Origin of the sequence: Hymenobacter nitidus (genome assembly GCF_020447315.1) — a bacterium.
GTDB classification, from domain to species: Bacteria; Bacteroidota; Bacteroidia; order Cytophagales; family Hymenobacteraceae; genus Hymenobacter; species Hymenobacter nitidus.
Window position 1 is genome coordinate 1 of record NZ_JAJADQ010000016.1, and the last position, 24,067, is coordinate 24,067.

Below are 24,067 nucleotides of genomic sequence, written 5' to 3' on the forward strand. Positions count from 1 at the left end.
AGGCGTGCAGCCCTATCGGGAGGTGCTCAGCAACATCTTCGGCCCTCATAACCGGGAATTTGTCCGCGCGCTGGTGGCGCGCATCACGGAGCTTGAAGGGCAGGGGCCACACCTGGCGCCATCCACGACCATTCTGGTTACCGAACTGACCAAGCTCCGGTTTTTTGAGCGGGTATTTCAGCGGCCCGATGAAGCCCAGACCAAGACAGAAGCGGAGACGGAGCAGAGCATTTTGCGGGCACTACTAGCACTCAACACGGAAGCTGACGATGCGGAAGGGGCCTCGATGGCCGAGGTGAAGCACTTGCCGGGAGTGCCAACGCTGGTGCGCCTGATGCTCATCACCCACCACGCCACCTATGACCTCAGCCAGGACGAGACCCACGAGGTTATAATGGGGCAGTTGGCTAAGTTCATCCAGCTGTTCCGCTTTCTGGAAGCCGACCCGGAATACACGCCGCTTCTGACTGCGTTTCTCCGCCATTTTGACTGTGCCAACTGGGAAGAATACGCCCGGCGAATTTTTGCGCTCCTGCAGCCCGTGCTACAGATGCTGAAGGGACCGGGCTGGATGATAATCGAGGTGAAGCCAGGGGCGGAGTTCGCCAGCGACTGTACCTTTCTCGACCATTTCATTCTGGCTGAGGGCACCTCTCTCATACAGGAGGATTTCCTGTCTACCCGGGAGTTTCCCCTCTATAAGGTGCAGCAGGGTAAGTACGTTATTGTGTACCCGCGCTTTGTAGTAGAGCTGCTACACAAGGGGCTGTTTTTCCGGTTGAAGAAGCTGAATGAAAGCGCTAAGCCACGGCTGCTAGGTAAGAAGGATTGGGGTTCACTTTACAAAAAAAGCTTCTCAGAAGAGAGCCTGTTGGTGCCCGCTCTTAATGCCATGCTCAAGCCCCGAGGGCTAGCCCTGAGCGGCAAAGAAATTGAAGACAGTGGCGCCTTAAAAAAGCTAAATAATGGGGAGCCTGACTATTATTTCCGTCGCGGCAAGCGGGTAATTCTCTTGGAATCAAAAGATGTAAACGTCAATAAGGACGTGAAAACAGGAGAGAAATTCTCCGAATTTGTGGAGGCCATGCGGAAGAAATTCTACCGGCCCAGTTCCGAGCCCATCAATGACGTTTTGCGTGAAACTGCTGTGCTACAGCTACTGAATAATATCCGGCGCCTCTTAGCAAAACAACTGCCTTTCGACACGGACTACAATCCGAAGAATTTGATTTTTTACCCGTTAGTGGTGGTGCACGACCGCTCATTCATGATGCCGGGCCTGAATGTGCTGGTGAATAGCTGGTTTCAGGAGCAGGTAGCTTACCTACGCCAGCTTGGCATGTTCGGAGGCACTATCAAGCCCCTAGTGCTGGTGGATATTGATACGGTGCTGGCATATCAGGACCACATGGCTAATGCAGACAACCGGCTTGTGCTGTGGGATGCGTTGGAGGCTTATTATGACTACTTGCAGGCAAACCCACGCCAGTATAAGGCGCGTGGGAGCCGGCCACTAAGTGGCCAGGAGCAGTTGAACCTCGCCAAGCGTCAGGCAACTTCCTTCCCGGATTTTCTGGCTGATTATGCCGGTCGAAGGCTTAAGCTTCCGGCCCTATCCGAAACCCAGCGTCAGTTGATTGAAGACTTCCTAAAATCATCGGCTTACAATCAAAAAATCAAGCATGTGCCTGACTAATAGAGTTGATATATAATTTTTCACCTCTCCAATTGGGATTCTTTCGCTACCCGAGCGCTTTCCACGCGGCTGGAGGCCTGCTGCCGCTCATCCCTGTCTCTGCCATGCTCTAGCACTCGGTTACCGCTCTGCTGTGCCACCGCGTCGAGCGCTTGACTTACCCGTGCAATATCAGGCTGGTCGGTGCGGTACGATACCTTCATCTCAGCGTGGCGCACGCCTTGCTCATCGATGCTGCTCTGCACGTCGCCCACTTTGGCTCCGCTGGCCACGACGGCAGCATGTACAGCTGCGGCTTGGCCTCGCTCTCCGGCGGCAGCCGGCTCGTCTACGCGGATAATTACCTGCTTTTCGCTGCCAAGTGATTCGGTGCTAGTGGCCTTCTGTCCAGAGCCGCTAAGCCCTCCTGCAGGTTTGGGTGCCACGTCCAGGCTCCGGTCCCGGATCTGGGGCTGGATGGTCGCGGCAGCAGCCGCAATCTGGCGGGCGGCGCGGTCTTCATCACGCTCGACAATGCTCACTCCGGTGTACTGTTCCTTGCCGGCCGTGGCGCGGGCATTGGTGTTGGTCACGATGGCGTGAATGATGGCAATATCCGGCTGGTCGTTGCGGTAGCGCATATCAAATTCCGCCCGCCGGATGCCCTGCTCATCTACGGTGCTGCGCACGTCACTCGTGTGCATGGAGTAGCCGGAATTATCCAACAGAGCTTTCCAGGCCTCGGCTCGGCCGGTCGTGCCCGGCTCCAACTCATCAATCTTCCACGTCGCCGTTTTCACGTCGGCGCCTGCCGCGCCGGCTAAGGTGCCGGCCGTAGCCGCCTCGGCAAAGCGGGCCCGGTCACGCAGCTCCTCCCGTTTGGCCTCATCGACTTTGCGGCCGGCTGGTGGGGGGTTATCGTGAATGTACTCTTTGAGCAGCACTAGGCCCGCATCCTTGGCGTGCACGAATTGAGCGGTGTGCTCCGCTGCTTCCTGCTCGCTGCGGTAGGAGCGGGCCGGCCGCTCACCCTCGGCAGTTGCCGCTGCCAGCACGGCCTGATTGAAGCGCTTATCGTTTTGTTCCCGCTCCTGCTGCTCCTCGGGACTGCTTTCCCGCTCGCGCTTGGCCTGCCGCTCGAGTTCGCGCTGCTCCCGCTCCTGACGCAGGGCTTCGGCCAGCCGCTGCTGGCGCTCGGACTCGCGCTGCGATTCTTCGCGCTGGGCTGCTTCCCGAATCTGCTCGGCACTCAGCCCCTGCGAAGTGTACGCTAGCTCCTGGTTGAAATCCTTGGCCAGCGGGTAGTCCACCCGCAGAAAGCTTTCCTGCTGGCGCTCGGCTTCCGCGCGCAGCTGCTCGCGCTGCCGGTACAGCTCCTGGGCCACGACTTCCAACTGGGCCGTGTCGGCGCGGGCCACGGTCAGGCGCACGATGGTGGCCTGCTCGGTGCTGCGCTGCACTTCCACCGCTAGGGAAGGACCGTCCTGCTGAGTCTGGTTGATGTGCTCCACCCGCTCGCGCAGCTGCTGCACCTGGGCACCGCCCTGCTCGGCCGATTCGTGGTGAAAGGTCACCTTCAGGCTGGTGTGATACTTATCGCTCGTAGCGTGCCACTCCACGGGCCGCCCAGCCTCGCGGTAGGCTTCCTGCTCGGCCACGGGCACCAGCGGGCGGGCCGGCTGCAGCTCGTTGAGGTAGTTGATGTTGAACTGCCGGCCGCCGGCATCACGGTCGTTGGCCAGCACTACTTCCTGCGGGGCCTGCTTATCAATGACCCGCTGAATCAGGGCAATCTGGGCCTCGGTGGGCGTGCCGCTGGTGGCAATGTACAGGGTGTTCTTTGGGTCCTGCCCGTGCTTAAGCTGAAAGTGAGACAGCGAATCAATGGCCGACTCGCTCACCACCACGCGCTCCACCGGCGTGTCCTTGCCCTCGGTAGGGTGCGACACCCAGATGCCGTTTTTGGGCAGGGGCAGCAGGCTTTTGTAGTGCTCGTTCTTCTGCTCGACGCTGGCCAGCCCGTGCTCGTTGTAGAGGGGAAAGGCCGTGTTCCTGTGCTCGTTCTGCTGCGCGGTGAAGATGCGCCCCTGAAAAGCCGGGCTGTCGAGGGTGGCATCCGTGATGCCGCGCCCGTGCAGGTAGCCGCGGTCAGTAAGCTCTTTTTTGACGCCCAGCACCTCAGAAATCAGGCGGGTGCGGCGCTCCTCCTCCGTCTGCCGGGCTGCCAGCTCCGGGTCGCCCACGGGCAGGCTGCTCAGGCGCGCGGCATCGGGTGGGGTGGCGTACTGAGTCGCATACTGGCGGGCCGGGGCAGGGGCGCCGTCAAGGTACTCCCGTAGCTGCTGGCGCACCTGGCCCAGGTTGAGGCCGTGGCCGTCGCCGCCCCGGGTTTTGGCGAAGTCGATGATGGAGCCCGCGTCGCGGTCGTCGCCGGTGTTCAGGTACACTTGGTGGTCGCCTTTGCGGGTGACGATGACGTGCTCGTCGTCTTTAACCAAGTGATGCCAGTCGCCGCGGCGGCTTTCCTTTTTGATGGTGTAGCCCTGGCGCTGGGCGTAGTCAACCAGGTCAATGTCGCGCTTGAAGCGGTCGAGTTCAGTAGGGTCGTTTTCCCGGGGTGCGTTCATAGGGTAGGCTGGGGGAGTGGAGCCGGACAGCTCCATCTCCTTGCCAGCACCCGGGGGCGGGGCCCCAAGCAGGAAAGCTATCCGGGGTTAGGTGGTCGGTGGCGAACCGCCGGCCCGCTGCGCGGCGCCGTCGAAGAAGGCCAGCTGCTCGCGGAATTGGGTTAGTAGCTCACTGGTGCCAAACACGTACTGATTAGCACCGCTGCCGATGTCGATGCGCACGATTTCCGTGGAGACACCCAGCGCTCGCAGCACCTTTTGCACGAGGCGCGGCTCGTCGCGCTTGAGCTTGCCATTCTTCAGGTTGACGACATTGGTATAGGTCAGGCCATGCTGGGCACAAAAAGCGGTTAAATCACCCTGGGGAAGGGCTTTAAGGCGAAACTGCACGTAGCGCAGGCACTCCGTGTAGGGCGCAGACAGGCTAAGGTCAGGAAACCCCAACGGGGCAGATAGATGGTCAGATGACGACATGCGAGGAGGTGTGCTGCCGGGGGCAGTAGGGGCTAAAAGATCAGAGCAATACTCCAAAGGACGCAAACCACGGCTACAAGATGCCATGCCCTTCGGGAAAAACTCAAATCTTCTATCTACTACCGATTGCGGTGTCGCAACCGGCAACACGCCACCTCACGGATAGCCGCTTCATACGACCAAGTTATTTTTAAGTTTTCACTAACTTTTAACTAACACAAACACGCATCCTGCCGTAAGGGGCCGGTATGCGTTCCGGATTACTCTTACTGGTGGTGATACTGGCCCTGGCCGCGCTGGCGGCGCTGCTCTGGTGGCGCTTCAAGGGCAGCGGCCTGCCGGCGGCTCCGGCCGCGACGGCCACCCGCAACCACCATTCCCTGCGCACCTTCCACTATGGGGCGACCTCAGCCGAGGAGGAGCACGCCCTGACTCCGGCCGCGGCTCCGCAGCCGGTCGCTGCTGATCAGGAGGAAAGGAAGCAAGAAACGTCCCTGGACGAAACACCCCAGCCTACCTCTATTCGTCACGCGGCCGGCGCCCTGGCTTCCCTGCTGGATGCGCAGGAAGTGGTAGCCGCACCTGCAGACTCAAGTCACGAGCCGGAGTCCGAAGCTGACGAAGAGCCGGCCGCAGCCTTGTTTCATAACCCCATCACCGCGCCGGCGCCAACGGCCAACGACCAGGCTAACCGCGCTGCCGAAATCGCCCTGCGCCAGCAGCGGCGTGCCCGCATGAGCACAGACGCGGCCGCCCAGCGCGCCGCCCTTAGCGAACTGTTTCCCGGCGCCGGCAGCCCCGTGCCCACTGCTAAACCTTCCTAGATGTCACACCTGCTTTTCGGGGAGATAAGCGCCCTGTTTCCACCTATTACCCCTTTCTATGCTAACCCATTTGCTTTTCCGGGCCCGTACCCACGCCGCAACGGCTACTGAAACCCTGCACACGCTGGCCGCCGCGGGTCAGACTTACCAGCCTTCCAAAGCCGAGCAGCGCGTAGCGGCCCTAGTGACCACCCTGGCTCTTGCCACCAGCCCCGCCAGTGCCCAGCGCGGCGGAGGTGCCGCGGCCGCGCTTGAAGGCGTACAGGAAACAGTAGTAAGTATCGTGCAGGTCATTTTCGCCATTGTGCTCATCGTGGGCCTGATTCGGGTGGTGATGAAGTTCGTGCAGGGGGCGCCCGACGCGCTGGGCTCTCTGGGCTGGTTGGTAGGCGGCGTGATTCTGTGGTTTGGCTTCCAGCTCTTCAAGGACGATTTGGTCAGCGCCGTGGGCGGCGGGGACGGGGGCGTACGCTAACCGGCCATGCGCTCCTACAAATCCATTGAGCGGCCCGCCCAGGTGCTGGGCATGAACATCCAGGACCTGGGCATCATGGTCGGCCTGTTCATCGGCTCGGTGCTGCTGCTCGGCTTTCTGGGCATGGCGGTCAAGATTCCGCGCCTGGTGTACCTGCTCGTCATCCTCATCGAACTGGGCCTCATTCTGGGCCTGCGCTACCTGAGCAAGCGGCAGGCGCCCGGCTTTCTGATGGGCTGGCTCTCCTTCACCTTCATCCAGCCCCGCCGCCTAGCGGTAGGGCCTATTCCCACCCCCAACCATGACCAAAAAGCCCAAAACGGCCGCGTTTAACGCCGTGATGCCCGTGCACAGCTTCGAGGGCGATAAGGTGGTCTTCAAGGACGGCCGCGTCGCGGTGGGCTTCCGCGTGGAGCCCGCCGAGATGGAAAGCTGGACTTCGGACGACTACGACGCCTTCCAGACCGCGCTGGTGGGCGTGCTGCGCCCCCTGCCGGTGGGCACTATCGTGCAGAAAACTGACATCTATTACGACCGGCCCTACCGCGAGGACAAAACCCAGCAGACCTACTTCGAGAACAAGATGAACAAGCACTTCTTCGAGCGGCTGGTGCTGTTTCAGAAGTCCTACCTGTTCCTCTCCTTCGCCCCGGTAGCCGTGAAGTCGCCCAAGACCAACGCCGTGAATGCCCTGGTGGCCCGCGCCGGCGAAGCGGTGCTCAAAAACCCGTTTGCCCAGCTCGTGCACACGCTCGAAGCGGCTGAAAGCGGCGCCGTGGAATTCATCCAGGGCATCAAGAACCTGGGCGGCGTGACCTTCGAGCGGCTGCCCAGCGCGGAGATTCACCAGCTCTACCTGCAGTACTTCAACCTCAACTTCGACGGCCAGCCCACCCGGCAGGAGCGCGAAATTGGCAACGACCTGGGCACCTTCAGCGTGGGCGAGCAAAAGGTAAACGTATTGAGCATGGTAGGGCAGGGCTCCGACGCCTACCCGGCCGTGCGCAATTCCTACGGGGTGACGGCGCCGATGCTCTACCCGCTCACCCACATCCTGCAATGCCCGCACGTGCTCACGCAGGCTTTGCTGATTCAGGATACCCGCGCCGAGCTCAGCTCGCTGGATACCGACCGCAAGCTCAACGCCTCCCTCTCGTTTCTGGCCACCCAGGATAATCACCTGCGTGCTGCCGAAGTCGAGGAGTTCACCGCCGAAGTACGGGCCGAAAACAAGCAGATTGTGGGCCTGCACCTGAGCTGCGTGCTCTGGGACACGAACGACACCAGCCGGCGTGAGAACGTGGAGCGGGCCACGGCGGCTTTCCGCTACATGTTCGGTACCGAGAGCGTGGTGGAAAGCTACCTGTCCCTGCCCGTATTCTTCGGGCTGCTGCCCGGCAACGCCTGGCAGGTGCCCGACCGCTGGCTGACAAGCACCGCCGACCGCGGCGCCTGCTACACCCATTGGACGGCTACCTACAAAACCGACCCGGTGGGTGAGTACCTGACTGATAGGTTTCGCAACCTGGTGCAGGTAAACCTCTTCAACACGGCCCTGGACAACCAGAACGCCATTGTCATCGGGCCCTCGGGCTCGGGCAAGAGCTACACCTTCGGCAACCTGATTGTGCAGCGCTTCGAGAAGGGCGCCCGGCAAATCATCATGGACGTGGGCGGCTCCTACCGCAACGTGCTGCAGTCGCTAAACGGAGAGGACTTCGACAACACCTACTTCGAGTACGACCCGCAGCGTCCCATCGAGTTCAACCCCTTCGTGGTGCCGCGCGACGCGGCGGGCAAGTGGCTCTACAACGACGAGAAAACCAACTTTCACCTGGCCCTGCTGGCCGCGCTTTGGAAGGGTGGCAAGGACACGGCCCTGGACAAGTCGGAGCGTACCATTCTCTCGCGCTTTCTGATTGAGTACTACGCCTGCCTCAACGAGAGCCCGCGCCTGAACCAGAAGGACGAGGAGTTTCCCGGCATGGAAAGCTTCTACCGCTTCGTGGAGCAGTACGACCAGGAAATGCAGAAACCGGTGGCCGTGCCAGGGGAGGGCGCAGAGCCCGACCCACTGGACGGAGCCCGCCGGCAGTACCAGAAAAACCTGAAGTACATCGACATGCACCAGTTCTTCCTGGTGCTGGGTCAGTACATCACCGGCGGCCGCTACGAGCGGGTGCTCAACGCCAAGCGCGACGTGGACTTGTCGGAGTACCGGCTCATCTGCTTTGACCTGGCCAAGGTGCAGGCCGACCCGGACCTGTACCCGGTGGTGGCCATGCTCATCACCGAGCTGAGCCTGGACCTGTTCCGCAAGTTTCCCGACGACATCAAGTACATCGCCCTGGACGAGGCCTGGACCATGCTCTCCGGCGTGCTCTCGGAGTTCATCGAGTCGATGTACCGCACCATCCGCAAAACCAATGGCTCGGTCACCATCATCACTCAGGGCATCACCGAAATTACCAACAGCAAGATCGGGCCTGCCATCATCAACAACTCGGCCACCAAGATTATCCTGCGCCACGTCAACCCCGACTCGCTGGCCCAGCTGCAGGCCCCGCTGGGCCTGACCGGCCACGAGATGGATCTGATTAAGTCGGTGCGCTCCACCGAGGCGCTGCGCGAGTTTTTCATCAAGCAGGGCGCGAAGGGGAAAGTGTTTGCACTGGAGGCCTCGCCGCAGCTGGATGCCATCCTGACGTCGAAGCCCGTGGAGCGCAACCACCTCAACAAGCTGGTCAAGTTCTACCAGCAGACCCAGCAGCGGCCCCGCACCGACAAGAACGGCCACGTGCTGCTCAATGCCGAGGGGCAGATTGAGTTCGAACCTGTGCGGGTGCAGCGCCTGGACTACGCCGTCGACCAGTTTGTGGAAGATAAACAGGCCCGGAAAGGGGCCCTGGCGAAATGAGTATGCTCGCTATGGTAGCCTACGGCATCGACCCGGGCTTTCTGCGGGCCTGCGACCAGACCCTGCAAGTGGTGCTCACCGCCTGCCGCTTCATCACCCCTTCGCTGATGGGCATTGCCCTGCTCTACACCATCGGGCGCGGCTTTATCTCGGGCAGCGGCCTGGCCATGGACTGGGGGCCGATTATCAAGGCCACCTGGATATTCTTCCTGCTCTTCTTCTACCAGACGCTGATGGATACGCTGGGCACGGGCATTGCGGCCTTTACGGCGCTGTTTGCCACGAACCAGTCAGCGGCCGAAGCTCTGCGCGACCTGACCACCCCGCCGGCCGTGGCAGCAGCGGCTCGTAACGACTCCATGGGTATCGGCGACATCGTCTCGGGCGCTTCGGCGCTGATGACGAGCATTTCAGAAACGCTGTCCACGTTCACATTTTCGGGGCTGATGACCCGGCTGTTTACGGCCACCACGGTGCTCATCATCCGCAAAATCATGACGTTCATCCAGCAGTTCATCCTGGGTTTTCTCTACGTCTGCGGCCCGATTGCCATGACTCTGTCAGTCGTCCCCTCCTTCGGACAGCTGGCCATGAAGTGGCTGCAGAACTTCCTGGCGGTGCAGATGTGGGGCCTCACGTTCGTGCTGCTCGACACGCTTTATAAGTTCTATGCCGAGTCGGCCCGCGCCCCCGGAGGGCTGTTTGGCAACATCGTGAACGGGCCCCAGCAGTCAGTCGATGACCAGATGTTCATGCTCACCTCGGTAGCCTTCGTGCTGCTCTACGTGATGGTGCCTTACCTCACGTCGATGTTTATCGGCTCCTCGGCCGCGCAGGGTTTTATCGGCTCCATGACGGGCATGGCTGTTGGCGCGGCGACGGCTGCCGCCGGCGTCGTGGCTCCCGGTGGGGGCGGCTTATCGAGTGCCGTTGGTCGCGCGCTGGGGAATGGGGGCAGCGGTGGGAGTGGGGGAGGAGGCAGTAGTGCCGCCGCCTCAGGCAGTAACGCCTCCGGTAGCGAAGCTCCCAGCGCTTCCGCTTCCTCCGGCCTGCCGGTCATAACGATGTCCGATGCGCTGAACCCATCCTACCGGCAACGCGCCTCCGGCATCTGGACCAAATAGCTCCTTCCACCTAACCTGTCACGCTATGAAAAGCCTGCCTTTATCCTTCGCTGCTATCATGCTTTGCTGCCTTGCTTCGAGCTGCCAATCAGACAACACCACACCGGCTACTACCACGGAACCTGGCTCCAGCCAATCTGCCCCCGCAGCCGCCGCTCCAACCGGCAGCGCGCCGGCTCCTTTGTCCCCTTCTACATTCGATGTGCGCCCGGGCGTGGAGCAACAAACGCCAAAGCAAGGCTACCTGCAGGTCGTTTCCGCCAAAGTCTTGAAGACAGAGCCGATGCAGCTAACGCTACCCTGGATGTGGGGATCGGACCCAGACCGCCCCGGTGGTCGAAAAGTCGGCACCGCGCCCGGCTACCGCATTTCCTACGAAGCCGTGCTCCGCTGGCAACCCATAGGCTACGGGCCTAAGGAAAAGGTACCGGCCTCGCTACCGCTGTACGCTCCTAATGGCACCGATTCGCTGGCCAGCTTCAAGGTCGGAGCCCAGGGCCTAACAAAGCCGGAGCGCTTCACGGTGTCGCAAATCCAGCCCCATAAGCCCTTGACGGTACGCGGCACCTTGTATGCCTACACGGGGCAGAACAATCAGAAGCAGCCTGCCCTGATAGTGTACCCCTACCGCGACCCTTCCGGTTTGCCGGAACCCAACAGGATGACCTTCCTCACGCTCCAATCATCGGGGCAGTAGGGCAAAAAGGCATTCCCTTCCAACACTCACAACCACTCACCAATGGATTCCGCCAAAGACTTAAGTACTTCTTTCTCCACCATGCGCAACCTGGCGCTGGGCAGCGTGCTGGCCCTACTGCTCGTGGCCCTGGCCTCGGGCTTCCTGGTGTACCGCGCCTACGAAAACAGCGGCCGGCGCGTGTACGTGGTCTCGCAAACCGGCTCGGTGGCGGCTCTCTCGGCGGGCAACGATGCCCACACGCCCTATGAGGCCCGCAACCTGGTGCGCCAGTTTATGCAAACCATGTTCGGCCACGACCAATACACCTTCAAGGCCAACCTGGACGCGGCCCTGCCCCTGATTGAGGGTCGCGGCGGCCGTCGCATCTACGAAGGCTTCACGCGCGGGCAGGTGCTGCAGAACTACGAGCGCTACGCGGCCCGCAACGTGGTAACCGTCGACAGCGTGCTGGTGGACATGAGCAAGCGCCCCTGGTCGGGCGCGGTCTACATCAAGCAGCGCATTTTCATCGGGGGCCAGCAAAAGGAGCCCCTGCCGCTGGCCGCCAAGTTCAACCTGGTGGAAACCAACCGCTCGGATGCCAACCCCTACGGGCTGCTCATCACAAACTTCGACTACATCCCTTACTCGCCGCAGCTGACGCGGGAAGAGCAGGAGCTGCTGCAGGCCCAGGAGGCTGACCGCCAGCGCCGCCTGCAGGAAGCCGAACGCGGCCTGGCTCCGGCCGGCGCGCCGGCGGCTCCGGCCACCACGCCTGCTCCAACTGCCCCGGCTAACTAACCACCAATCCCTTTCTCCGATGCGACTTTACACCCTTCCGGCCTTGCTCGGGCTGTTTTCACTACTTCTTCGGACGGCGCCGGCTGCTGCGCAAAGTACTGCCGCCACCCCGACTACAGCCTTAGCTACCTCCGACAACCTGTTGGACGTGGCCGTGTCCGACTCCTCCACGACCTACCTGGTTTTTGGCGGCCCCGTGTCGCTGGTCGATGTAGGCATGGCTAATAACTATCTGGTAAAGATTGAGGCAAACGCTGTGTTTGTGCGCGCCAAGCGCAAGCATGCGCCGCCCACGCCCATGCTCATCCGCTACGGCTCGAAGTACTGGATGGGCCGGCTGGTGTACGCTAACCGGCCGGTGCTGCAGCTCTACGACTTTCAAAAGGACGGCGCGCTAAGCATTAACGGCAAAAGCGTCTCGTCCACGGGGGCCGCGCCGGAAAACGAGCTGGCCCTGGACAAGGAGCGCGAAAAGAAAGCTGTCGTCGAGGGCAAGCTCAGCCAGCTGCGCAAAGCCCGGGAAGAGCACCAGGCCGTGGCCGTGGTCGACAACGACTTAGTGCTGTCGCTGGCCAACGTGCGCAACGACAAGGATTTTACCTACCTGCGCTTCAAGGTCATCAACAAGACCAACATTGACTACAACGTGGATTTCACCGACTTCCAGCTGGTGGAAAACGCCCAGAAGAAGTTTCTGGCCCGCAAGAAGAACGAGGCCCGGCGCCCGCTGGCCCCCTCAGGCGGTAGCCCGAACCAGGTAATTACCGGCCGCACTACCGGCTACCTGACTTATGCCATTCCGCTGTACGCGGCCACCGAGCGCGGCTTCCTGGAAGTAACGCTGCGTGAGCTCAACGGCGCCCGGGTGCTGGTGCTGCCTGTGCCTTCCCGCGTCATCAATCGCGCTGCCACCATTTAACGCCGCTCCTCCCGTTATGGAACCTATCACACCTCCTACATTGCCCAGCCGTCCGGACAGTGAGCAACCCACTCCGGCGGCCGAGTCCCACAAACGCACTCCGGCAGAACTACTTCGCGCCAACTGGGTAGCCTTGGCTGGCCTGCTCGTGGTCCTTATTATCGGTGGCCTGCTGCTGTGGCTGAAAGCCGCGCAACGGGCGGCCCAGCAGGAGCGCGAGCCGGTGGCGGCCGCCTCGGCCAACATCGAGCCCGAAATTCCCTCGGTAGAAACCGCGCCGCCGGCACCGGCTGCCTCGCCTTCCGCCCAGATTGAAGCTCAGCGCCGCGCCGAGCAGGATGCCCAGAGCGCTCCGGCCCGGGCGACGGACCAGGATGTGGTGGACGTGTTTGCCGTTGACACCACCGGGCTGGCCCTGCGCAAGCGGCGCCGCGCCCAGGCAGCCGCGCAGGCCGCGAGCCGCCGGGCAGAAGCGGCCCGCCTGGCCGCGGCCGACGTCGACACGATTGAAACCACCATTCAGGACCCGGCTACCGGCTCCTACCGGGCACAGACGCTGGTCGTACCCCGCCGGCGCCTGACCGCCGGGGGCAGTACGGCTCGCCGCTCGGGCGCTGGTTCTGTCCGGACGGGTCGCAGCCTGGTGCCGGCCCGCGACGTGGACGGCACTCCGTTTGAGACCGACCCGGACGTGCTGGCGATGCTGGGCTCCTCGCCGCCGGAAACTCGCGCGGCATACGAGCGCATGACCGGCAAGCGCTACCGCGACCCTAACCAGACCGCGCAGCTGCTGGCCAGTCGCATGAGTGCCCCCGGCATGGACGGCTTCAATACCGTGAAGGTGGGTAACGCTACCCGGATGATGGCCCAGGGCAGCCAGCGCGAGCAGCAGCTGGCCCCGGACGTGTTTTTCAAGTGCGTTATCAACGGCGAGCAGAAGGTACGCACCGGCTCGGTGGTCATCCTGCGCCTGCTCGAGGATGCCGTAGTGTCCGGGGTAACCTTCCCCAAGAACATGGTCTTTGCCGGCGTGGCCACCGTGGGCACCAACAACGTGACGCTGGAAGTCAACCGCCTCGGGCCGACGCGGGTGCAGGCCGACATCTACGACTTCAACTACATGCCGGGCATCATGATTGACCCGGTGAAGCGCGTGGCCCGCGAAGCCGGGATGGCCGGCAACGAGCTGCAGCAGCAGACCACCCAGGAAATCAGCACGGCCATCGACCGCTCGGCCTCGGCGGCCAACTCCGTGGTGGGTGTAGGCGGCCGGGTAGCTGCCTCGGTGCTCTCGCGGCCCAAGACCCGCACCAGGCTGCGCGACGTGCTGCTGCCTGACGGCTACCCCATCCTGATTACCACCGCGGCCGCCGGCCAGTTGGGTCCGGAGGCGGCCGCGCGCTGATTCAACTCCTTTTACTAAACCGGTTACGACAATGAAAAAGACGCTTTTGCCGGCCCTCGTGGCCTTCGCGCTGATTCTGGCTACTGGTCATGAGGCTTCCGCCCAGATGGTGGTCAACGACCCCGTACACATGGGCGTGCACATCGGCGACTTTGCCAAACGCCTCAAGCAGTGGACCGAAACGGTCAAGAACTATCAAGTGATAAAGGATGCCAAGCAAATAGCCGGCGTCACGAAGGACATTACCGGGCAGGTCAAGGACATCACCGACGAGACCCTACAGCTGCAGCGCCAGGTGCAAGCCGACCTGCGCAAGGTGCAGAGCATTCAGGATTTGCGCCTCTCCAACCCCCAGGAGCTATTTGCCCGCGCCCTGGCCATGTCGGGCCGGGGCCAGAGCAACCAGTACATGCCCGTGTTTCAAAAGGCCGAGCGCCTGCGCCAGGCCCTGCAGCTCAACAACCCCCAGCAGGATTTGAACACGGTGTACGACGTGTTTTCCCGCTTTGGCTCGGGCGCTACGGCCGGCAACAACCGCATGAGCTCCCAGCAGTACCAGCAAAAGCGCGAGGAAGCCGCCGTCTCCACGTTCGCCTACGAGGAGATGATGCAGAAAAAGAAGATTGCCACCGCCTTCGGCTACTACAAGATTGCCGACGAGATGACCCAGCAGAGCATTGAGATGAATGCCACGCTGAAGAACCCCGGCCGTTACGCCATGACCGAAGGCGAGCGGATGGTGGCCCTGAACACCTCGAACGACAACATGATTAAGGCCATGCAGCTGCGCCAGGAAGCTGACCGCCTGCTGGCCGAAGCCGCCCAGCCCGGCCCCTCCCGGCAGGCGGCCGAAATGGTCTACTCCGACATCCTGGTGCAAAACGCCCTTATCAAAGCGGACCGGGCCCGCCCCCGCAACTAATCCCCTATGAAGAACCTAGTGCTAGTGGCCCTGTTGCTGGCGGGGGCCGGCGCCGTGCCGGCCTCTGCCCAGCGCCACGTTAAACATATTTCCAGCTGGGGCGCCCACCTAGGCCGCTCTGAGAAAGGCGACTACTACGAGCTGAGCTACACCAGCATGCTCACCAACCACCTGGCGCTGCGCGCCGGCGCCCTGCGCGACGCCGGCAACCTGGGCGGCCGCGGCGAATACTCCAGCTACGCGGGCCGGGTACTGCTCGCCCCGCAGCTTTTCCGCCTCGGGGAAGTCGCCTACGTGCACCTGCTGCTGGGCGCCACAGCCGGCTACGAGCGCACCCATGAGAACGGCACGGGTGAGTTACTGGTGGATGCCAGGGAGCCGCAGCGTTTCACCTACGGTCCGCAGGCCGGAGCCGAAGTCGACTGCTTCCTGGGTAACCGCTTTTCCCTCGTAGCCACCGCGACCAAAGGCTACCTGCTCAACAATCCCATTATCGACCAGTGGCCGGGCTATGCCAGCGCCGGACTGCGCTACCATTTCCGCTAACCTGCTTTTCTGACCTATGAAACGACTGACTTGTCTGCTGCTGAGCGCTGCTACCCTGGCCACCGCTGCCGGTTGCTCCAAAGACGACGCTGCCCCCACCGGCCCAACCGAATACCAGGTGGAGTACCGCGTTTCTTCCACCACCGCTCCCCTGTCTGATTACATCAGCTACGACAACGAGAGCGGCGGCACCACAACCCTTAACAATGTTCCGCTGCCGGCCACCTACCGCTTCAAGCGGACCATGAAGCGGGGTGACCACCTGAGTTTGCTGGCCAGCCTGGACGGGGGTACGGCCGCATCGGAGATTACAGCCTCTATCCTGCTCGACGGGCGGGAAGTGAAGAAGGAAACCGGCCGCGGCACCAATGCGCAGGCCGTCCCGGTGTACGTGATTGGGCAGTAGGGAAGGAATTATACGAAATACCTCCATGGACTCTCCCTTTGCTGATGCGGGCTTTCCCGACCCGGCGCTCATCATCAACTACCCTACGGCCCTGCGCTTCGTCCGCTTCCGCCTCAACCGCATGCCGCACGGGCAAATGAAGCCCTGGGCAACTGCGCAGCGCTTCAACTACGCCCGGCTGGTAGAAATCAAAAAGGATGAGCGCCAGCTATACGCCCCGCTACTCAAGCGGCTTTTGGCAGCTTTTGGCTACTCGGTTGACGTGCTTCGCCTGATTTCAATGACCGACGAAAAAAGGCATTTCTATTGGTTTGCGACGCCCGAAGAGCATGCTCTGTTTTGCCAGGAGCTGCGTGCCTACGATGCCTTGGTCGTGCAGGCCAGTCAATAGCTCCTGCCGCTGGCACAATAAAAAGGCCGTCCAGAAATCTGGGCGGCCTTTCTTGTAAGAGTTCGCAGTGGTGCTACGCTGCTTTGGTCAGCTCCCGCTGCAGGCACTGGTGCAGCAGCGGGTAGGATTCCGGGCAAAGCCGGATGGTGGGCTCCTGAGCGGTGCAATACAGAAAAGAGGGGTCGGCCAGAGCAATGGCGCGGGACCAAGCCGCCTCGGGTGCTTCAGTGGAAAGGGATAGCTGTGGGGTGAATTCTTCTTGAATGAGCCGGATCACCAGCGCCTGCACGGTAGGGCAGATGCTGGAGAACCGGCAGTAAGGACTGGCGGACATATGGGTTTGCTTCGACGGAAAGGGTTGACAACGCCCTGCCCGTGGCCGCACGAATGGGGCCGGGCAGGAAACAGCGAATCAGCGGCACCGCCCTCCACGTCTTGCGAGTGAGGCAGCAACCTGCGGATTACAGCACGAAGGGAGCGTTAGTCGAGGGAACCCACGAAGAGGGCCGGCCGCTGCTGGATGGGCAGCGGCTGCCGGTGAGCCCAGCTCAGCCAGTCCGCAGCGAGGTCTGCTGACGAGGGGCATTTATGCAAAGCGGAGAATTTCAGAGCTAGCATACTCGGCAATCAGTTTGATGGGACAAAGCTAGCCAATATGCTTAATCAGGGCATCTTTTGAGCTTTAAAGCCAAAATTTTTCCTTCGCTGGGCTGAAAAGCTTGTAATGGCGCGCCGACAATTCTCCTGCGCTTTCCAGCGGAGGAGCAACCTCTTACCAAGGCCATGCTTGCCCTTAAGCTTCTATCGCTTCTTACTGCCTTATAAGCTCACAGAACCTACATCTGACAGGGCCTTTATGGGTCTTAATGGAAAATATTCGTCAATTTCAGCCTCTTATTGGAAATGAAAGCCCACTGTCGGCCGACGGCTCCTGGTTACTGGAAAAAGCATGAGTGGCCCTGCTGGCCTGAATCAGATGGAAGAAATGCTCCAACCCCGCCACCCGCTCGACAAGCAGCACCAGTCCCAGTTGCAGGCCCTGCAGCAGCTGCCTGAAAGCCAGCGGGCCGAGACGGCCCGGCTGTTCCGGCTGGGCAACGCCACGTATCGCTACCAGCAGCTGGCCGATGGGGATGTAACCGAGGAGGATTACCAGCACTGGCTACAAGGATTGCCTGAGCGCTTTCGCCAAGCCATGGAACGGGACGGCTTTGCGGGCGCTAAAAGCAGCTTGGCCCTACGCCGTCATGCGCTGGAACGACGCGATGTGGGCTGGAACGACGCGACGTGGGCTACTCCGCTTTCATGCAGGCCATTCTTTCCCCAGAGGATTGGGGCTTCCCGCTAGCAACAGTGTGCGGCCGCAGGTCTGTAGCTAGCGGGAAGCCCCTATCGGTTTTAATAGCTGGTTCTTTTAGGAGCGAACAACCCAGTGAGCCCTTGATGAGCCCATTGCCACTGCGCAGACTCGCACTAAAAATGGCCCATACGTGCCAGAGAACCGCTTGCATCAACTATAAACCGGGTGCGATGAGCCTATTGAGAGCCCATTCGCTGAGGAGTACATAGTAGACAACATCCGCCTTACTGTTTACGCAGCCGTTGAACTGCGGCTTCATCCGCAGGGGCAACCCCTGATAGGTCAAGCGAGCCCTCCCCCGCTTCCCCCTCCTCGCCCTCATAGCCGACTGATGTACGCCTGAAACTCGCCCGGCGCATCTTTGGGCCGCAGTATCCGCTGCCTGCAACTATAGGCATGGTTTCCTTGCCAATTAGTATTCAACCAAACCCTTAGCAGAAGACCGATTCGGCCCAAACGCAAGTAACACGTAATACTTTTGACTGATATGTCATACACCGTGTAGTAAATCAGGCCTTATTGCATGATTTATCACTCAATGTTGTTTCACAGTAGCTGCAAACGTAACTTGCACGATAAGTCATTCAAAAGTCACCGTTTTTAGCCTTTATGACTGATATATCATACATCCACTGGGCAGCAATGAGTGATGATGCTTTGGCAGCCCACATTGGGGCCTTTGTGAAGCATCACCGACTAACCCGGAACAAATCACAAGAAGCCATAGCCCACGCCGCGGGCATTAGCCGGTCAACACTCAGTCTATTGGAGCGGGGACAAACGGTAACCGTTGCCACCCTGATTCAGGTGTTGCGGGTGCTCGATTTGCTCTATACTATGGAGGCGTTTACCGTCCCCAAAATGGTCAGCCCGCTAGCCATTGCTAAGCTGGAGCAGACCAAGCGAATTCGAGCATGGTCGACGGGCAAAGCCAGTAAAGCGTCACAAGGCGGGAAACGAAACACCGATTGGTAACGATGAAAGTAGCTAAAATCAATATTTGGGATGAGTTCGTGGGGGCCGTATTCTGGGACGAAGCAACCGGCACCGCCACCTTTGAGTACGACCCGGCCTTTAAAAGACAAGGCTGGGATTTGGCTCCGCTTAAGATGCCCGTCTCCTCGTCGCAGGCCATTTTTTCCTTCCCCGAACTGCGCAAAAAGGAGAAAAGCGGGCTTGATACCTTCAAGGGACTGCCTGGGCTGCTGGCCGATGTGTTGCCCGACCGCTACGGCAATGAATTAATCAATCTGTGGCTATCGCAGCAGGGCCGCCCAACGGACAGCATGAATCCGGTGGAGATGCTCTGCTTTATTGGCCAACGGGGCATGGGAGCCCTGGAATTTGAGCCCACCACCCTGAAAGAAAACAAGAATACGTTTTCGGTAGAAATTGACAGCTTAGTGGCGGTGGCGCAAAAGATGCTTTCCACCAAGCAGGAGTTCCTGGCCCATATGAATCAAGGCGAGGAAAAGGCCCTGATGGAAATCCTAAAAATAGGCACTTCCGCCGGGGGCGCCCGTCCTAAAGCGGTAATTGCCTACAACGAAAAAACCGGGGAGGTGAAATCCGGGCAAACCAAAGCGCCTCAGGGATTCGAACACTGGCTGCTCAAACTCGATGGGGTCAGCGATGTCCAACTGGGGGCCACCCACGGCTACGGGCGGGTAGAGATGGCCTACTACAACATGGCCCTCGCGTGTGGCATCGACATGATGCCCTCGCGACTGCTGGAGGAGAATGGCCGGGCGCATTTTATGACCAAGCGGTTCGACCGGGACGGCGGCAGCACCAAACACCACGTGCAGACCCTGTGCGCAATCAATCACTTCGACTACACTGCTGTGACCAGCTTTAGCTACGAGCAGTTGTTTCAAACGATGCGGGAGCTTGGGCTGTCCTATCCCGAAGCGGAGCAGATGTTCCGGCGGATGGTGTTCAACGTGATAGCACGCAACTGCGACGATCACACGAAGAACTTCGCTTTTCGGCTGAAAAAAGACCACGACTGGGAATCAACCCCCGCGTACGATGTGTGCCACGCGTACCGACCCGGGAGCCCGTGGGTCAGCCAGCACGCGTTGAGTGTGAACGGCAAGCGACAGGGTATTTCCCGGGATGATTTGCTAAGCATCGGCCGCTCCATTCGGACGAGGAGTGCTGTCGACAAAGCCCAGAGCATTATTACGGAAATCAGCGAGACCGTTAATCGGTGGCCCTCTTTTGCCGAGGAGGTGAATGTGGCCCCGAACTTACGCGATGCCGTTGCAGCAACCCTGCTAAAGCTATAGACAGCTCTCCCATGAGCACAGCTCCAAATGGAGACGGCGCAACTCCGTCCGCCAGTGGGCAATTCAGCTGACAGAGCATTTCAGGCATTTCCCCAGTACCGGGCGCCGCCGGCCGCCAGAGGCGGGTCGGACTTCGTGCAAATCCATCGGCTCCAATGAAGCATGCTTACTGGAACGCGTCCACTGCCCGGATTCCGGGAGAAGCACGGACAATTTAGGTATCATAAGTATTAATTATAATGCCTGCCATCTCTTGCAGCCTCAAACAAAACTTAGGTTCCATAATTGTTCATTATCGGACCTAGGTTTTGCGTACCTTTAGCCGGCGGCAATACCCGGATGTGGGACGGTCGCCGACGAGTAAATGGCTGCCAAACCCAACAAGCATCTGCCGGCCGTGACCGGCGAACTACCGGCGCTGGCCTTGGCCAATGACCTGGCCAACCAAGTAGCGCCTAATGTGGGGCGCTACCTCACCCTAGGCTTAGAAGGCGCCGACAACACTCGTTTGGCGTACTCGGCCGACCTGCGCAGCTACGAAGCCTTCTGCGCCGCACACGAGTTCACTCCCTGGCCGGCCGACGTGGCCACGCTGGCCAGCTACGTGGCGCACCTGGCCGACCTTCCGCGCAAGCTGGCCACCATCAACCGGCACCTGGCCGCCATTGAGAAAAACCACCAGCTGCTCGGGTTACCCTCGGCCGTCAACGCGCCGGCATTGGACGTACTGCGCAAGGGCGTGGCCCGCGCCGTGGGCAAAAAGCAAAAACAGGCCCCAGCGTTTTCGGTGGCCCACTTAAAAAAATGCATCGCCGCACTTGACTTGAATAGACCCGAAGGCGTACGCGCGCGCGCACTCCTATTAATAGGGTTCACCGGCGCCTTCCGCCGCTCCGAACTCGTTGGCCTGAACCTGGAGCATATTGAGCTTACCGATGCGGCCCTGGTCTTGAATTTACCCAAAAGCAAAACCAACCAGGCCGGTGAGTTGGAGCAAAAAGCCGTTTTCTACGCTTCCAATCCGTTGTTCTGCCCCATCCGGGCATACAAAGCTTGGGTGGAGTTGCTGGGCGAGCGCAGCACCGGGCCGCTATTCGTGTCGCTTTTACGAGGCAAAACCGGCGAAGCCGGCACCCCTTCCCGCCGCCGCCTGTCGGACCGGCGCGTGAACCTGCTCGTCAAAGAGCACTTAGGCGAGAAATACTCTGCTCACTCACTGCGGGCCTCGTTCATCACCACCGCCAAGCTAAACGGGCAATCCAACGAGTTTATCAAAAACCAGACTAAGCAGAAATCCGATGCCATGATCAGCCGCTACTCCCGGCTGGACGATATCATTGCGTATAACGCGGCTCATTCACTGGGCTTATGATATCGTAGCTTTCGATATGTAGGCCACTTCTCACTCTTGCCTAGATGCGGCGTGCCGGAAATCTACCTGACTGACTGACCTCGGCAATTCCCGTGAGTTACACCAACTGGATTATATCTCCGTAGAGGCCAACCCGCATAATACTACCTCTAAGATTATGGCCAACTCGACCAAGGGTGTTGTTATCCTGGCGCCTCTCAATCCGCCGTAGCGGGCACTGCTGGCCTGCTCATTGTGTCCAATTTCCTGAAGGCTGGCCCGTTGAAAGGGCGATAGCGCGAATACATTCACGTCACAAGCAACTGCTTCAATCCATCTGCTATCACTAACACTTTACATTTAATACAAGCGGAGAGCGATGAAAAAGTCCTGGTTGTTACCTGTGAAGCAGCATCTTTGAAAACTCTGCGGAAACGGCCTATCCATTAGCAAGAAATTGGTTTCCGCCATAATTCAATTGTTGATCCAGTATGGAACGCTACTTGGTTGAGGAATTTTACAAGGCAGATCACGATGCATTTGAGCGCCATGCCAATGCTGGTAGCGAACTTGAACTGCTTTTTCCTTTATCATCAGTTGGTTTTACGCAAAGCAGCGTTGATATCGTTCAGGACTATAGCATGGTTTCTTACTGCTGCGAGACGATTGCTCCTTTCATATCGGTGATCAGCTCTGGATACGAGAACAAAGACCGCATACATCTATACTTCAGGATAACCTGCAAATCAACTGACACCTCCTCTTTACGAGAGGAGCTCGCGTATTTTTCTGAGGTCATAAGCCAAGAGCTTACGGTCTATGACGATATAGATGTTATTTCTTTTTGGGCTACAGTAGCTGAGTATGAGGAAAGCTTTGACAAAAGGGTATTCCACTTCCCGGATCTGATTAATGGATATTGGGCGAACCTGGTCAATCAAGGGCACTCGGAAATTGCCTCGGAATACCATAAATCCGAAAGAAAATACTTCAACAAACTTTACCGCAAGTACCCCGAGCAGAGCTATCTGTTCTGGCGGAATCCACTCTCCATAGACTTCGCGGATCCAATCTACTTCTCAACCGAAAATTGGATCATTCCCCCGGGAACCGATCTGAACGGTGCCTTGGCCTTGTATTCCGGCATCGGGCACACCACCAGGTTGGAACAAGCTGAGAAAGTGCATTACAATGGCTCACTCGTATTGGTCTCGGATACCGCCGCGTTATACTTCAGGCAGCTTGATCAGCTCTTTCATTCCATAAAATGCACTGCCCTCCTGTTGGCTCAGCGGCATAGCCCCACGCCTGAGTTGCACTTAAACGCCATCATCACACATGACCCCGGTTTTCAGGGCCACCTTTTCAAGGACAATAACGTCCCGGGCAAAAAGGCTCACAGCTTCACCAGAACTGTTAAAATCGATACGGAACAGATAAGCTATCATCTTTCAGAACTGGGCGACATCGTTGTTGCCGGTTACAAGGATTTCAAATATGTGTTTTTTAGTGAAAGCCCCCTAAGCTTTGAACAACTCAAAGAGTTGAACAAATTCCTGTACCCAGCATACGCAAAAACACAAACCATACTTGAAGCTTCAGTTACTGAAGAATGCAAATGGCCAGAATTGGATGACGAGAAGTTCGAGGAGCTTTGTTATGATATTCTGTATTGCGATCCAAGATTCGACTCGAATACTATTCAAAAAATGGGCAATTCCCGTTCGAGGGATGGTGGTAGGGATATAGTAATCAAAACCCGGACGGTGCCAGGCAGACCACCAGAGTTATACGTGTTCCAGTGCAAATACTTGTCTACCCGCACGTCGCTGTCAGCGGCAAAATTGCCAAACGCGGCTAATGTCATTATGCAGTATGGCGCACAAGGGTATGGGGTTTTCACGACAACTGTAATAGACGCCACCTTATATGATATGCTAGCCGGGTTTGTCAAGAACGGGCACCTGCACAATTATCACTGCTGGTCCAGATATGAACTCGAGCGCTTCCTCAACAGGCATCAGATGATAAAGCGCAAATACTTCACCCCCTAATAACCGCTTCCGAGCCACCTGGCTCACCGGTACTGGAAGTGACTGGGAGAATGCGGGCACCCGATTCCCGCTGCGGCCACGGCATTCGCCAGTCGGTGATCGCTGCCAATCACCATACCGCTTACCAGCCACGGCGCTGAACGGGCAGCAAGCCCGCTGCAGACGGCTGCACCAAGCTGGTATGCCACACGGAACCCCACCCCCAGAGGAGCTTCCTGATGCTGCCAAGCGATTCCGAGCACCTGCTCCACCTGTCGGGGCCATCTGATTTATACCCGCTTGGGCTGCACCCCTGTTCAACCATAACCAGTGAACGGGGCGCGCCCAGCAGGAGTTGAATGAGCTATGGCTGATAAGATTTCTCCCCAACGGCGCAGCTTCAACATGTCCCGGATCCGCAGCAGGAACACCAGGCCTGAGGTTACGGTGCGGAAATGGCTCCACAGTCAAGGGCTGCGTTTCAGGGTTCACTGCCAGACCCTCCCGGCCAGACCTGACATTGTGCTGCCGCGCTTCCGGGCGGTGGTTCTGGTACACGGCTGCTTCTGGCATGCACACGAGGATTGCTGCTGCTTTAAAATCCCTGCCTCACGAACGGAGTGGTGGTTGCGCAAGTTGGGGCGCAACAAAGCCCGTGACTGGCAGCAGCAACGGGAGCTGGAATTAGCAGGATGGCGTGTATTTGTTGTGTGGGAATGCGAGCTGAAATCAGCGCGACGGGCAGAAACGCTTGAGAAACTGAGAGATGGTATTACACAGCCTGATAATGATGTTCCGCTATGTGATTTGCAAGCGGATTATTCTGGTTATAATTAGCCTCGGAAAT

General features: G+C 59.4%; 23 protein-coding genes. 20 read left to right on the plus strand and 3 right to left on the minus strand.

What is annotated here, in order from left to right:
• On the plus strand, positions 1 to 1,696 hold a 1,696-nt coding region (locus LGH70_RS22260), incomplete at its 5' end, for a hypothetical protein (protein ID WP_226190096.1).
• Positions 1,697 to 1,716: 20 nt separating this feature from the next.
• On the opposite strand, the gene LGH70_RS22265 is transcribed toward LGH70_RS22260, so the two are convergent.
• Positions 1,717 to 4,302 carry a toprim domain-containing protein gene (locus LGH70_RS22265; protein WP_226190098.1) on the minus strand — a complete coding sequence of 862 codons (2,586 nt, stop codon included), beginning with the start codon at positions 4,300 to 4,302 and terminating at the stop codon, positions 1,717 to 1,719.
• 87 nt (positions 4,303 to 4,389) lie between these two features.
• The gene (locus LGH70_RS22270; RefSeq protein WP_226190100.1) at positions 4,390 to 4,776 is read right to left on the minus strand and encodes a hypothetical protein; all 387 of its coding nucleotides are present in this window, start codon (positions 4,774 to 4,776) and stop codon (positions 4,390 to 4,392) included.
• Positions 4,777 to 5,024: 248 nt separating this feature from the next.
• Between LGH70_RS22270 and LGH70_RS22275 the strand changes: the two genes are divergently transcribed.
• The 13 genes from LGH70_RS22275 (at position 5,025) to LGH70_RS22335 (ending at position 16,185) form a co-directional block, all read left to right on the plus strand.
• Positions 5,025 to 5,600: a hypothetical protein gene (locus tag LGH70_RS22275; RefSeq protein ID WP_226190102.1), complete on the plus strand. Its 576-nt coding sequence runs from the start codon at positions 5,025 to 5,027 to the stop codon at positions 5,598 to 5,600.
• A gap of 58 nt (positions 5,601 to 5,658) precedes the next feature.
• A complete protein-coding gene (locus tag LGH70_RS22280) occupies positions 5,659 to 6,075 on the plus strand; it encodes a hypothetical protein (protein WP_226190104.1) in 417 nt (138 codons plus the stop codon).
• A gap of 6 nt (positions 6,076 to 6,081) precedes the next feature.
• Positions 6,082 to 6,408 carry a hypothetical protein gene (locus LGH70_RS22285; protein WP_226190106.1) on the plus strand — a complete coding sequence of 109 codons (327 nt, stop codon included), beginning with the start codon at positions 6,082 to 6,084 and terminating at the stop codon, positions 6,406 to 6,408.
• A complete protein-coding gene (locus LGH70_RS22290; RefSeq protein ID WP_226190108.1) occupies positions 6,377 to 8,992 on the plus strand; it encodes a TraG/VirB4 family ATPase in 2,616 nt (871 codons plus the stop codon). The genes LGH70_RS22285 and LGH70_RS22290 overlap by 32 nt, the downstream gene beginning before the upstream one ends.
• Positions 8,989 to 10,116 (plus strand): conjugal transfer protein TraG N-terminal domain-containing protein, encoded by a 1,128-nt coding sequence (locus LGH70_RS22295; protein ID WP_226190110.1) that lies wholly within the window; start codon positions 8,989 to 8,991, stop codon positions 10,114 to 10,116. The genes LGH70_RS22290 and LGH70_RS22295 overlap by 4 nt, the downstream gene beginning before the upstream one ends.
• Before the next feature lie 283 nt (positions 10,117 to 10,399).
• Positions 10,400 to 10,813, plus strand: coding sequence for a hypothetical protein (locus LGH70_RS22300; RefSeq protein ID WP_226190113.1), 414 nt, complete (start codon positions 10,400 to 10,402; stop codon positions 10,811 to 10,813).
• 42 nt (positions 10,814 to 10,855) lie between these two features.
• Positions 10,856 to 11,596 carry a conjugal transfer protein TraK gene (locus LGH70_RS22305; protein ID WP_226190116.1) on the plus strand — a complete coding sequence of 247 codons (741 nt, stop codon included), beginning with the start codon at positions 10,856 to 10,858 and terminating at the stop codon, positions 11,594 to 11,596.
• A 19-nt stretch (positions 11,597 to 11,615) separates the two neighbouring features.
• Complete coding sequence (locus tag LGH70_RS22310) at positions 11,616 to 12,515, plus strand: DUF4138 domain-containing protein (RefSeq protein ID WP_226190118.1); 900 nt, start codon at positions 11,616 to 11,618, stop codon at positions 12,513 to 12,515.
• Between the two features lie 133 nt (positions 12,516 to 12,648).
• Positions 12,649 to 13,920, plus strand: a complete 1,272-nt coding sequence (gene traM, locus LGH70_RS22315; RefSeq protein WP_226190120.1) for a conjugative transposon protein TraM — start codon at positions 12,649 to 12,651, stop codon at positions 13,918 to 13,920.
• A 31-nt stretch (positions 13,921 to 13,951) separates the two neighbouring features.
• Positions 13,952 to 14,842: a hypothetical protein gene (locus LGH70_RS22320; protein ID WP_226190122.1), complete on the plus strand. Its 891-nt coding sequence runs from the start codon at positions 13,952 to 13,954 to the stop codon at positions 14,840 to 14,842.
• A gap of 6 nt (positions 14,843 to 14,848) precedes the next feature.
• On the plus strand, positions 14,849 to 15,388 hold the full coding sequence (locus tag LGH70_RS22325; protein ID WP_226190124.1) for a hypothetical protein: 540 nt from the start codon (positions 14,849 to 14,851) through the stop codon (positions 15,386 to 15,388).
• Positions 15,389 to 15,404: 16 nt separating this feature from the next.
• A complete protein-coding gene (locus LGH70_RS22330; protein ID WP_226190126.1) occupies positions 15,405 to 15,794 on the plus strand; it encodes a hypothetical protein in 390 nt (129 codons plus the stop codon).
• A 25-nt stretch (positions 15,795 to 15,819) separates the two neighbouring features.
• Positions 15,820 to 16,185: a DUF2458 domain-containing protein gene (locus LGH70_RS22335; RefSeq protein WP_226190128.1), complete on the plus strand. Its 366-nt coding sequence runs from the start codon at positions 15,820 to 15,822 to the stop codon at positions 16,183 to 16,185.
• A gap of 73 nt (positions 16,186 to 16,258) precedes the next feature.
• Here LGH70_RS22335 and LGH70_RS22340 read toward each other — a convergent pair whose 3' ends face one another.
• On the minus strand, positions 16,259 to 16,519 hold the full coding sequence (locus LGH70_RS22340) for a hypothetical protein (protein WP_226190130.1): 261 nt from the start codon (positions 16,517 to 16,519) through the stop codon (positions 16,259 to 16,261).
• Positions 16,520 to 17,134: 615 nt separating this feature from the next.
• On the opposite strand from LGH70_RS22340, the gene LGH70_RS22345 reads away from it, so the two are divergent.
• From LGH70_RS22345 to LGH70_RS22370, 6 genes are all read left to right on the plus strand, one after another.
• On the plus strand, positions 17,135 to 17,533 hold the full coding sequence (locus LGH70_RS22345; protein ID WP_226190139.1) for a hypothetical protein: 399 nt from the start codon (positions 17,135 to 17,137) through the stop codon (positions 17,531 to 17,533).
• A gap of 621 nt (positions 17,534 to 18,154) precedes the next feature.
• Positions 18,155 to 18,520: a helix-turn-helix domain-containing protein gene (locus LGH70_RS22350; RefSeq protein ID WP_226190141.1), complete on the plus strand. Its 366-nt coding sequence runs from the start codon at positions 18,155 to 18,157 to the stop codon at positions 18,518 to 18,520.
• A gap of 2 nt (positions 18,521 to 18,522) precedes the next feature.
• Positions 18,523 to 19,836: a type II toxin-antitoxin system HipA family toxin gene (locus LGH70_RS22355; protein ID WP_226190144.1), complete on the plus strand. Its 1,314-nt coding sequence runs from the start codon at positions 18,523 to 18,525 to the stop codon at positions 19,834 to 19,836.
• 364 nt (positions 19,837 to 20,200) lie between these two features.
• Positions 20,201 to 21,208 carry a site-specific integrase gene (locus tag LGH70_RS22360; RefSeq protein WP_226190146.1) on the plus strand — a complete coding sequence of 336 codons (1,008 nt, stop codon included), beginning with the start codon at positions 20,201 to 20,203 and terminating at the stop codon, positions 21,206 to 21,208.
• Positions 21,209 to 21,678: 470 nt separating this feature from the next.
• Complete coding sequence (locus tag LGH70_RS22365) at positions 21,679 to 23,241, plus strand: PDDEXK family nuclease (RefSeq protein ID WP_226190148.1); 1,563 nt, start codon at positions 21,679 to 21,681, stop codon at positions 23,239 to 23,241.
• 345 nt (positions 23,242 to 23,586) lie between these two features.
• Positions 23,587 to 24,057 carry a very short patch repair endonuclease gene (locus LGH70_RS22370; protein ID WP_226190150.1) on the plus strand — a complete coding sequence of 157 codons (471 nt, stop codon included), beginning with the start codon at positions 23,587 to 23,589 and terminating at the stop codon, positions 24,055 to 24,057.
• Positions 24,058 to 24,067: the final 10 nt, after the last annotated feature.

Coding starts and splice junctions, on each gene's coding strand:
- LGH70_RS22265 (WP_226190098.1), bottom strand. CDS start 4,302: ATGAACGCACCCCGGGAAAACGACCCTACTGAACTCGACCGCTTCAAG.
- LGH70_RS22270 (WP_226190100.1), bottom strand. CDS start 4,776: ATGTCGTCATCTGACCATCTATCTGCCCCGTTGGGGTTTCCTGACCTT.
- LGH70_RS22275 (WP_226190102.1), top strand. CDS start 5,025: ATGCGTTCCGGATTACTCTTACTGGTGGTGATACTGGCCCTGGCCGCG.
- LGH70_RS22280 (WP_226190104.1), top strand. CDS start 5,659: ATGCTAACCCATTTGCTTTTCCGGGCCCGTACCCACGCCGCAACGGCT.
- LGH70_RS22285 (WP_226190106.1), top strand. CDS start 6,082: ATGCGCTCCTACAAATCCATTGAGCGGCCCGCCCAGGTGCTGGGCATG.
- LGH70_RS22290 (WP_226190108.1), top strand. CDS start 6,377: ATGACCAAAAAGCCCAAAACGGCCGCGTTTAACGCCGTGATGCCCGTG.
- LGH70_RS22295 (WP_226190110.1), top strand. CDS start 8,989: ATGAGTATGCTCGCTATGGTAGCCTACGGCATCGACCCGGGCTTTCTG.
- LGH70_RS22300 (WP_226190113.1), top strand. CDS start 10,400: ATGCAGCTAACGCTACCCTGGATGTGGGGATCGGACCCAGACCGCCCC.
- LGH70_RS22305 (WP_226190116.1), top strand. CDS start 10,856: ATGGATTCCGCCAAAGACTTAAGTACTTCTTTCTCCACCATGCGCAAC.
- LGH70_RS22310 (WP_226190118.1), top strand. CDS start 11,616: ATGCGACTTTACACCCTTCCGGCCTTGCTCGGGCTGTTTTCACTACTT.
- LGH70_RS22320 (WP_226190122.1), top strand. CDS start 13,952: ATGAAAAAGACGCTTTTGCCGGCCCTCGTGGCCTTCGCGCTGATTCTG.
- LGH70_RS22325 (WP_226190124.1), top strand. CDS start 14,849: ATGAAGAACCTAGTGCTAGTGGCCCTGTTGCTGGCGGGGGCCGGCGCC.
- LGH70_RS22330 (WP_226190126.1), top strand. CDS start 15,405: ATGAAACGACTGACTTGTCTGCTGCTGAGCGCTGCTACCCTGGCCACC.
- LGH70_RS22335 (WP_226190128.1), top strand. CDS start 15,820: ATGGACTCTCCCTTTGCTGATGCGGGCTTTCCCGACCCGGCGCTCATC.
- LGH70_RS22340 (WP_226190130.1), bottom strand. CDS start 16,519: ATGTCCGCCAGTCCTTACTGCCGGTTCTCCAGCATCTGCCCTACCGTG.
- LGH70_RS22345 (WP_226190139.1), top strand. CDS start 17,135: ATGAGTGGCCCTGCTGGCCTGAATCAGATGGAAGAAATGCTCCAACCC.
- LGH70_RS22350 (WP_226190141.1), top strand. CDS start 18,155: ATGACTGATATATCATACATCCACTGGGCAGCAATGAGTGATGATGCT.
- LGH70_RS22355 (WP_226190144.1), top strand. CDS start 18,523: ATGAAAGTAGCTAAAATCAATATTTGGGATGAGTTCGTGGGGGCCGTA.
- LGH70_RS22360 (WP_226190146.1), top strand. CDS start 20,201: ATGGCTGCCAAACCCAACAAGCATCTGCCGGCCGTGACCGGCGAACTA.
- LGH70_RS22365 (WP_226190148.1), top strand. CDS start 21,679: ATGGAACGCTACTTGGTTGAGGAATTTTACAAGGCAGATCACGATGCA.
- LGH70_RS22370 (WP_226190150.1), top strand. CDS start 23,587: ATGGCTGATAAGATTTCTCCCCAACGGCGCAGCTTCAACATGTCCCGG.